This window comes from Aphanizomenon sp. CS-733/32, assembly GCF_028330045.1.
Lineage (GTDB): Bacteria > Cyanobacteriota > Cyanobacteriia > Cyanobacteriales > Nostocaceae > Dolichospermum > Dolichospermum gracile.
Genome location: NZ_JAQMSE010000038.1, coordinates 1 through 8,905, shown reverse-complemented (window position 1 = coordinate 8,905; position 8,905 = coordinate 1). Strand labels below are relative to the sequence as shown.

Below are 8,905 nucleotides of genomic sequence, written 5' to 3'. Positions count from 1 at the left end.
ATTGCTAGTAGTTCGATACCAACTAAAGAAACACGAACCCAAGCATCAATTACGATACCTTTGTCAAGGATTCTATCAATAACTTCTGCCAAGCTGGAGGAAGAATTAGTTTTTTCGACTGCCATTTTTTTAAATCCTTGTTATTTGTGGTTGTGAAATTGATCTTATGTAGAGAACAACTGTCAGATTTTGATCTTCGAGTTATTCTACTATGCTGTGGAAATCTACTTAATTAATAATTAAGCAGGAACTGCTGCGGATTGGGTTAAACCAACTGCTTCTGCATATTTTAAGTAGGTTTCAACGGAAGCAATAACGATCCGAGCTTCAATTGCTAGTAGTTCGATACCAACTAAAGAAACACGAACCCAAGCATCAATTACGATACCTTTGTCAAGGATTCTATCAATAACTTCTGCCAAGCTGGAGGAAGAATTAGTTTTTTCGACTGCCATAATGTTTGCACCTTAGCTCATTGTTGTTTGATGGTTAGTTAGTTGTTTAACCAACCACAATATACAAATATCACTTATTCCCAAAGATGTAAATAGGTTGAAGGGTAAAAAATGTAAATAAATGTAACTTTCAGTATTCATTCATTATTTATAATTTGGTCTGTACTACTTATCAGTATTACTTAGAGAGCCTGGATGATATTCTTATGTTTATTTGATTAATATTTAATTAATATATGGGATTTTTATTTCCATTCTTAATATTGAGGGACTGCATAAACTCAGGCTGTCCACACTTTTTGAGTCTTTTGGGGCTAGAATTTAGATAAATATTGTAGGGCATAGAGGGCTGTAGGTATCTCTAAAAAATAAGTGAGTAGACTATTTCTAAATGCGTAGGAAATATAAAAGCTAGGTGAAATCATCTCTCAGTATGTAAGCCTTGTCTACAGTAAATTCCCGTAAATTTCCGAGAATTTCTCTTTGAAATTAAGTAGTCTTACTATTAGCCACTCTTTGTTTAAATAAAGTAGGATGATTTAACTAATTATTTTTTCTAAAAACTATGTCTATACCAGGGACTCCTCCTACTGTGCCACAGACAGCTTTAGCCGCTTTAGTGGATACGTTTATTCAGCAAGGACATCCGTCTCAATATGCTCAAGCGATGGCTACTTCAATTATTTTTCAGACGGATTTAGATTTACGGAATGCTCAGTTGGCTAATCTCCTGGGTTGGTTGAAAGAGGAGCATCATAATATCTATCCTTTAGCTCTGGCTGTAGTGGAAAAAACTTGCTCAGACTTTGAGCGTCAAGTTCAAGAAGGTTAAGTTTCTGGACTCAATTGGCTCGAATGAGCGAAATAGGGGGAAATTAGCTGAAATAGCTAATTTTTCCATAACTATTGGTTGAAAAAGTTATAGAGATTCAGGACTTACGCAACTGGCACATTGGTAGGGTGCGTCAGATATCAATAATCTGTTTATTAGTTATTGGCTAACTAAGATTGATAGGATGGGAGAAAGACACAGATTGTTACCATACTTGAAAATTCTGGCGTGCTATGACTATTCTCGACATTGTTTCTCCTTTAAGTGCGATGCCTACTGCAAGCGAAGCTATCGCACAACAAACTCGACAAGCGGCAAGTAAGCTGGCGGTTCTCTCCACTGAAGATAAAAATCAAGCCATTGAAGCGATCGCACAAGCTTTAGAATTAGCTCAGGATGATATTTTGCAAGCAAATCTGGCTGATTGTCAAGGGGCGACAGCGGCAGGAATCGCTAAACCCCTTTATAAACGCCTACTTTTGGACGAACATAAATTAAGGGATGCGATCGCTGGTGTGCGAGATGTTGGTAAACTGGAAGATCCTATTGGTAAAGTTCAAATTCATCGAGAAATTGATACAGGTTTAATTCTCAAACGCATTACCTGTTCTTTGGGCGTTTTAGGTATCATTTTTGAAGCCCGTCCCGAAGCCGCAATTCAAATAGTTTCCTTAGCAATTAAATCCGGTAATGGCGTAATTCTCAAAGGTGGAAAAGAAGCATTACGTTCTTGCGAAGCTATAGTTAAAGCCATTAAACAAGGATTATCTCACACGGTAGTTAATCCCGATGTCGTGCAATTGTTAACCAGTAGAGAAGAAATATTAGAACTTTTGCAATTAGATAAATATGTAGATTTAATTATTCCCAGAGGTTCTAATGCTTTTGTGAAATTTGTCCAAGACAATACCCGCATTCCCGTATTAGGTCATGCTGATGGAATTTGTCATCTTTATGTAGATCAATTCGCCGATATTGCCAAAGCTATTAGTATTACCGTAGATTCTAAGATTCAATATCCCGCAGCTTGCAATGCCATTGAAACTTTGCTAGTTCATAGTAGCATTGCTGCCGAATTTCTGCCCCAAGTTGCCGTAGCTTTACAAGCACAAAATGTAGAACTAAAAGGTGATGAACGTACTTTACAAATTTTACCAGATATTGCCCCAGCCACAGAAATAGACTGGGAAACAGAATATAGCGATTTGATTTTAGCCATTAAAATAGTTGATTCTTTAAATGAAGCCATATCCCACATTGAAAATTATGGTTCTCGCCACACAGAAGCCATTATTACTGAAGATATCACAGCCGCAGAAACATTTCAAGGCTTAGTCAATGCAGCAGGAGTTTATCATAATTGTTCTACCCGATTTGCTGATGGGTTTCGTTATGGATTTGGTGCAGAAGTGGGAATTAGTACCCAACAAATGCCCCCTCGGGGACCAGTTGGTTTAGAAGGGTTGATAACATATAAATATCAAATGTCTGGTAATGGACATATTGTGAAAACCTACACAGGTGCAAACGCAAAATCATTTAGTCATCGAGACTTATAATATAATAGCAGTAGGGGCGCAGGGTCTGCGCCCATTCCGTGATAATAATTAATTATCCATAAGTCCTCACTTCAAACCAAAGCTTTTAATAAAGCTTGCAATTTAAGTTGCACTTCTGCAAATTCCTTTTCAGGATCTGAACCGGCAACAATACCCGCACCTGCATACAATCTCGCATAATTCCCATCAATTAAAGCCGAACGAATCCCGACAATAAATTCACAATTTCCTTCCCCGTCTACCCACCCTAAAGGGGCTGCATATAGACCCCTTTCAAAACTTTCATAACGACGAATTTCTGCACAAGCAATATCTCGCGCTGCCCCCGCTACTGCTGGAGTAGGATGGAGTTTGGCAACTATTTGTAGAGGGTGAATATGATTCGGAACTACTGCGCTAATTGGTGTCCACAAATGCTGTATATTCGATAATTGTCGCAGTCTAGGTGCTAAAACTTGGGGGAATAAACCCAGTTGAGATAAATGTTGAGTAATAAAATCTAACACCAGTTTATGTTCGTGTTTCTCTTTGGTGCTATTAACTAAATTATTAGCATTTGTAGCATCTTCTGTGGGGGTTTTTCCTCTGGGGGCTGAACCTGCCAAAGCATCAGTAATTAACTGCTGTTTCTGAATACTAATTAATCGTTCTGGACTAGCACCAATAAAGTTCTGTCCTTTACCATTACTGGTGGAAAATACATTACAATTAGGATGTGATTGCCGGAGATTATTCAAGGAATTTAATAAATTAAAATCATGATTAGCACTGACATCTAAGGTATCAGCTAAAACGATTTTTCTTAACTGGTTAGCGTGGATGATTTCTAAAACTGATGCAACAGAAGTTTTAAATTTATCACCATTATTAGTGATCTTTTTATATAAATTTAAAGGAGATTTATCAATATTTAGAGAATGGGTATGCAAGGATCTAATAATTTCTAAATGGCGTTGTAAATTATCCAATATTTTGGGAATATTCATCCTAGAATTAATAATTGTATTCATTATTAATGTGCAGCGATTATTTTTTAAAGCTATTTGCCAACAAGGTAAGAAAACCGTAGCAGAAGGAAATGGATAATCTGCTTTTTTATGGTGATCAAAAAAACTAAAATTACAAAAAAATCGAGGTAGGGAAAAAGTCTGATTTTTATCAGAGATAGGAATTATGTTTTCCAGACAATTTTTGATGAATTCTTCTGATTTTGTAAACCTATCTTGACCAGAGATTTCTATTTTATCTAAAGTGCCAATTGCGGCTATTGCTTCACCATTACTTCTATTTTCAGAATAAAAGTTTATGGTATTTTTATGATTAAATTGATCGAAAAATAGCAAAGGATCAACTAAGCTAATTTCTAGGGGAATACTGACAATTTTACTATTATTATGGCGACGGCAATTTTCCTGAACCTCTAATAGCAATTGATTAAGGTATTTGTAATCTACAAAGGTGTGGCTGCGACATGGTGAAATTGTCATGGATGTATAAGTTAATTTTTATTACGTTATCTTCCTAAAATGTAATGAATCATGGTGGTATTTTTATAGGTAACATAATTTAGTCACCATTAACCAGCATAAATTTAGCTTGATTATGGGGTTTATCCTGTTTTGACGGCAAGATAGCAGGTTTTATGGCAGGATATTCGCCTATAATCATAAAATTAGCATTTTTTGGTAATTTATTGATTGTCCTCATGAGTGATCAACAATCATAAATCTCAAATAGCTAGTCGAGGTTCCTGGAAAATTATAAAATTTAACTGATAACTAAAGTTCTGGTAATTTAATTAATCACGACTGATGACTTCAACTCAGATTTCACCACCTCAAGCTAAACTATGGCTGGCGGCTATTAAACCGCCAATGTACAGTGTGGCTATTATGCCGATTTGGGTAGGTTCGACGGTAGCATTTAGGGAAGTAAAGATTTTTAATATAACAATATTTTCTTTATTTATTGCGGCGGCGATTTTAATTTTAGCTTGGGAAAATATTAGTAATGATGTCTTTGATTCTGATACTGGAATTGATAAAAATAAACATCATTCATTGGTGAATTTAACTGGTAACAAAACTTTAATGTTTTGGACAGGAAACCTGTGTTTAGGTTTGGGGTTGTTGGGAATAATAGCGATCGCTCTTTTGCAAAAAGACCCCACAGTTATTGCTATAATCCTCTTATGCTGCAGCTTAGGCTATATGTACCAAGGTCCTCCCTTTCGGCTAGGATACCAGGGTTTAGGGGAATTTCTCTGCTTTTTTGCCTTTGGTCCATTGGGTATGAGTGCAGCCTATTACAGTCAAACTCAAACTTGGTCTATCATCAATTTAGCAGCTTCCGTGATTTTGGGCATTGTTACTAGTTTAGTGCTATTCTGCTCCCATTTTCATCAAGTTGCAGATGACATCGCCGCCGGAAAGAAATCTCCCATTGTGCGCTTAGGAACGCAAACAGGCGCAAAGATTTTAGTCGGATTCACTGCGAGTATTTATCCTTTAACTTTGCTATTTGTGATTTTGAATATTTTCCCAATTTGGACTGTACTCAGTTTCCTAAGTTTACCTTTCGCAATTCAATTATGTCGTCACGTCTTAGAAAATCACAATCAACCAGACAAAGTAAGTAACTCTAAATTCATCGCTATCAGAGTTCATTTTGTGAGTTGCTTATTCTTGGGTGTGGGATTTATTCTGGGTTAATAATTGTCAGAATTTAGGATATATAAGAAGGAACACAGAAGGGGAGAAAATTTCTTCTTACTTCTTCTTACTTCTTCTTTATTTCTCCTGACTCCTGTACAGACGTTTCGCCGGAACGTCTCTACTCATGATTTATCAATTTTCCTTTCGTTACTTTAGTCAAAAATTCACCAAACCTATTATTACAAATCATGGAGTTTGGGAAATCCGCGAAAGCATAATTATCCGCTTAATTGACGAAAAAAATCAGATTACTTGGGGAGAAATTTCTCCTATTTCCTGGTTTGGTTCAGAAACCATAGAACAAGCCTTAGATTTTTGTCGTCAACTTCCACAAACAATTACCACAGAGATAATTTTCGCAATTCCCGATAAATTACCAGCCTGTCAATTTGCTTTTGAATCCTCAACCCACGCAGGTGGGTTTTGTCTGTATAGCCGTGACTTCCAGTCGCCAGGTAATTTTGAATCTTCAACCCACCCAGGTGGGTTTCGCCTGTATAGCCGTGATTTCCAATCGCCTAATCTTACTAATGTCACCTACAGCGGCTTATTACCAGCCGGAAAATCAGCATTAAATCAATGGAGTAACTTATGGAAACAAGGATATAAAACATTTAAATGGAAAATCGGTGTTTATGAAATCAATCAAGAATTAGAAATATTTGATTTACTCATTTCCAGTTTACCAACATCAGCAAAATTACGTTTAGATGCTAATGGCGGACTTACTTATCAACAAGCTAAATTATGGTTAAAAAAATGTGATCAATTCTCACCAAAAATCGAATTTATCGAACAACCTTTATCTGTAGATAAATTTACAGAAATGCAAGCATTAAGTAACTTATATTTAACACCCATAGCCTTAGATGAATCTATCGCCAATCTCCACCAACTAGAATCATGTTTTCATCAAGGTTGGCGAGGAATATTTGTAATTAAACCGGGAATATTTGGTTCACCATCTCAGTTAAGAGCGTTTTGCAAACAACATCAAATTGATATGGTATTTTCATCTGTATTTGAAACCGAAATTGGTAGACAAGCCTCACTACAATTAGCCGCAGAATTATCCACAAATAACCGCGCTGTTGGCTTTGGAATTAACCACTTTTTTCAACAACAAGAAGCAAACTGGCTAGAAAACCTATGGAAGAACTTTTAAATAATCTCCAAAATCATGATTGGCTAATTTGTGATCATAGCCAAGAATTACCAAAGATAGCAACAGAATTATATTTAAAATTAACCCAGTTATCAAACCCAAAAATCATCATTGCAGAAAAATCACCAGTAAGATTTTTAGGAAGTTTGATTGCGGCTTGTGCGGCTAAATGTCCAGTTTTTCTCTGTAACCCAGATTGGAGTCCAGACGAATGGGAACAAGTCTTTAATTTAATTCAACCAGATATAGTTTTAGGAATAGATTATCACTTTTCAAAATCACCAATTCCCAATTACCAATCACCAACCCCCCATAGTATCATGATTCCTACTGGTGGTTCATCAGGAAAGATCAAATTTGCTATTCATACATGGCAAACATTAACCGCCTCTGTACAGGGATTTACAGAATATTTTCAAATCAATGCAGTTAATTCATTTTGTATATTACCATTATATCATGTGAGTGGATTAATGCAATTTATGCGTTCCTTTACAACAGGCGGTAAATTAGTAATTACCACGTCTAAAACCTTAGAAAATTGGCAATTACCAAATATTAATCCCCACGATTTTTTTATATCTTTAGTTCCTACCCAACTACAAAAAATCTACCAAAATCCCGCATTAACTCAATGGTTATCCCAATTTTCTACTGTCCTTTTAGGAGGTGCGCCACCTTGGGAAGAACTATTAGAAAAAGCGAGATTTCATCAAATTAGATTAGCACCTACCTATGGAATGACAGAAACCGCTTCTCAAATAGCAACACTCAAACCAGATGAATTTTTACAAGGTAAATTTAATAGTGGAAAAGTTCTGCCCCATGCTAAAATTATCATTGATAATCCCCCAGGAAATCTAAATATTCAAACTCAATCTTTAGCATTAGGTTATTATCCCCAAATCTGGGAAAATAGAAATAACTTTATAGTTGATGATCTGGGTTTTTTAGATAGTCAAGAATACTTACATATTATTGGCAGAAATAGCGATAAAATTATTACAGGTGGGGAAAACGTTTATCCAATCGAAATTGAAGCGGCGATTAGAAAAACTCAAATGGTAACTGATGTTTGTGTAATTGGTGTACCTGATAAACATTGGGGACAAGCATTAACAGCTATGTATATTCCCAATCATCAAAATATTTCTCATTTGCAAATTCAAACTCAACTAAAAAATCAACTGAGTAAATTCAAAATTCCCAAACATTGGATTTCCCTACCGAACTTACCTCGGAATACTCAAGGTAAAATCAACCGTCAACAACTCCAAAAAATCGCCGAAGATATTCTAAAAACCAACTAATCACATCACATCCTCCCTTGATTTTCTTCTTTCTGCACCTTCCGCATCTCTGTGATTAGTGGTTAACCAATTATTCATATAATCTGGTAATTCCTGCTTCATTTTACTACTTGCATCAATACAAACGTGCCTAGTAATTGCCCTTGCAACTATGACTTCATCTATGATCATCTCATAGGTAATTTCAAACTTATCTAAACCTATTTTTTCTGCTAATAGACTAATCATTAAATTGTCACCACAATACATAGGACGTAAAAAATCTACATTTGCATGAACAATAGGAAAAGCCACAGATGGATTAGTAAAAAATGATTTAAGATTAATACCAGAAGCTGCTAATGAAACCTCATAAGCTTCATGACAAATTCTCAAAATGTTAGCGAAATAAACGACTCCAGCCGCATCAGTATCTTCAAATCTTACGGTGTAGTAATATATAAAAGCCATTACAAAAATGTCCTGAATTAAAATCTGCTATTACATATCATTTTACTTCATCAATACCTTGTCTAAATTAGAAAAAGTCTTGATTTGTAGGTTGGGTTGTGGAACGTAAACGTATCCCTGCGGGACACTGCGTGAACGCGAAGCAATAGCATGAAACCCAACAAATGCGTTAGGTTGCGCTGTCGCTTAACCCAACAAAGCAGAAAATGGACAAGGTATTGTTCATATTAACTTTTAATAAAAAATTGCGATGTTGCTATAGCTAGAGGACTCTCATTTAAATTACAGCAGTTTGTGATCAAGTCCAGTACAAAAATAGCTATCTAAATAGGGTCAAAAAACAATCCACAATGATTAAACCAATTGAGAGCATTTTCATCAGTAATAGCATTAACCGCCATAGTAATTGCCTCATCAAGT

10 protein-coding genes are annotated in these 8,905 nt (G+C 35.8%); 5 read left to right on the top strand and 5 right to left on the bottom strand.

Annotation, left to right across the window (positions count from 1 at the left end; genetic code table 11):
• Positions 1-125, bottom strand: a 125-nt coding sequence (gene gvpJ, locus PN471_RS03615) for a gas vesicle protein GvpJ (protein WP_271775696.1), incomplete at its 3' end; no start/stop codon positions are given.
• 114 nt (positions 126-239) lie between these two features.
• A complete protein-coding gene (gene gvpA, locus PN471_RS03610) occupies positions 240-455 on the bottom strand; it encodes a gas vesicle structural protein GvpA (RefSeq protein WP_015080752.1) in 216 nt (71 codons plus the stop codon).
• Between the two features lie 565 nt (positions 456-1,020).
• On the opposite strand from gvpA, the gene PN471_RS03605 reads away from it, so the two are divergent.
• Positions 1,021-1,287: a hypothetical protein gene (locus tag PN471_RS03605; RefSeq protein ID WP_193899332.1), complete on the top strand. Its 267-nt coding sequence runs from the start codon at positions 1,021-1,023 to the stop codon at positions 1,285-1,287.
• Between the two features lie 233 nt (positions 1,288-1,520).
• Positions 1,521-2,846 (top strand): glutamate-5-semialdehyde dehydrogenase, encoded by a 1,326-nt coding sequence (locus tag PN471_RS03600; RefSeq protein WP_271775695.1) that lies wholly within the window; start codon positions 1,521-1,523, stop codon positions 2,844-2,846.
• A 71-nt stretch (positions 2,847-2,917) separates the two neighbouring features.
• On the opposite strand, the gene PN471_RS03595 is transcribed toward PN471_RS03600, so the two are convergent.
• Positions 2,918-4,333 (bottom strand): isochorismate synthase, encoded by a 1,416-nt coding sequence (locus PN471_RS03595; protein ID WP_271775694.1) that lies wholly within the window; start codon positions 4,331-4,333, stop codon positions 2,918-2,920.
• 79 nt (positions 4,334-4,412) lie between these two features.
• Positions 4,413-4,553, bottom strand: a complete 141-nt coding sequence (locus PN471_RS03590; RefSeq protein WP_271775693.1) for a hypothetical protein — start codon at positions 4,551-4,553, stop codon at positions 4,413-4,415.
• A 104-nt stretch (positions 4,554-4,657) separates the two neighbouring features.
• Between PN471_RS03590 and menA the strand changes: the two genes are divergently transcribed.
• From menA to PN471_RS03575, 3 genes are all read left to right on the top strand, one after another.
• Positions 4,658-5,557, top strand: a complete 900-nt coding sequence (gene menA, locus PN471_RS03585; RefSeq protein WP_271775692.1) for a 2-carboxy-1,4-naphthoquinone phytyltransferase — start codon at positions 4,658-4,660, stop codon at positions 5,555-5,557.
• A gap of 127 nt (positions 5,558-5,684) precedes the next feature.
• Positions 5,685-6,725 (top strand): o-succinylbenzoate synthase, encoded by a 1,041-nt coding sequence (locus PN471_RS03580; protein WP_271775691.1) that lies wholly within the window; start codon positions 5,685-5,687, stop codon positions 6,723-6,725.
• Entirely contained in the window at positions 6,710-8,035 is a 1,326-nt protein-coding gene (locus tag PN471_RS03575) for a 2-succinylbenzoate--CoA ligase (RefSeq protein ID WP_271775690.1), read from the top strand. Before PN471_RS03580 ends, PN471_RS03575 begins: the two co-directional genes overlap by 16 nt.
• On the opposite strand, the gene PN471_RS03570 is transcribed toward PN471_RS03575, so the two are convergent.
• Positions 8,036-8,485 (bottom strand): acyl-CoA thioesterase, encoded by a 450-nt coding sequence (locus tag PN471_RS03570; RefSeq protein WP_193899324.1) that lies wholly within the window; start codon positions 8,483-8,485, stop codon positions 8,036-8,038.
• Positions 8,486-8,905 lie beyond the last annotated feature (420 nt).

What these genes read in the sequence shown, in the direction of transcription:
- PN471_RS03600 (WP_271775695.1), top strand. Translation starts at nt 1,521, where the DNA reads ATGACTATTCTCGACATTGTTTCTCCTTTAAGTGCGATGCCTACTGCA.
- menA (WP_271775692.1), top strand. Translation starts at nt 4,658, where the DNA reads ATGACTTCAACTCAGATTTCACCACCTCAAGCTAAACTATGGCTGGCG.
- PN471_RS03570 (WP_193899324.1), bottom strand. Translation starts at nt 8,485, where the DNA reads ATGGCTTTTATATATTACTACACCGTAAGATTTGAAGATACTGATGCG.
- PN471_RS03605 (WP_193899332.1), top strand. Translation starts at nt 1,021, where the DNA reads ATGTCTATACCAGGGACTCCTCCTACTGTGCCACAGACAGCTTTAGCC.
- PN471_RS03595 (WP_271775694.1), bottom strand. Translation starts at nt 4,333, where the DNA reads ATGACAATTTCACCATGTCGCAGCCACACCTTTGTAGATTACAAATAC.
- gvpA (WP_015080752.1), bottom strand. Translation starts at nt 455, where the DNA reads ATGGCAGTCGAAAAAACTAATTCTTCCTCCAGCTTGGCAGAAGTTATT.
- PN471_RS03580 (WP_271775691.1), top strand. Translation starts at nt 5,685, where the DNA reads ATGATTTATCAATTTTCCTTTCGTTACTTTAGTCAAAAATTCACCAAA.
- PN471_RS03575 (WP_271775690.1), top strand. Translation starts at nt 6,710, where the DNA reads ATGGAAGAACTTTTAAATAATCTCCAAAATCATGATTGGCTAATTTGT.
- PN471_RS03590 (WP_271775693.1), bottom strand. Translation starts at nt 4,553, where the DNA reads ATGAGGACAATCAATAAATTACCAAAAAATGCTAATTTTATGATTATA.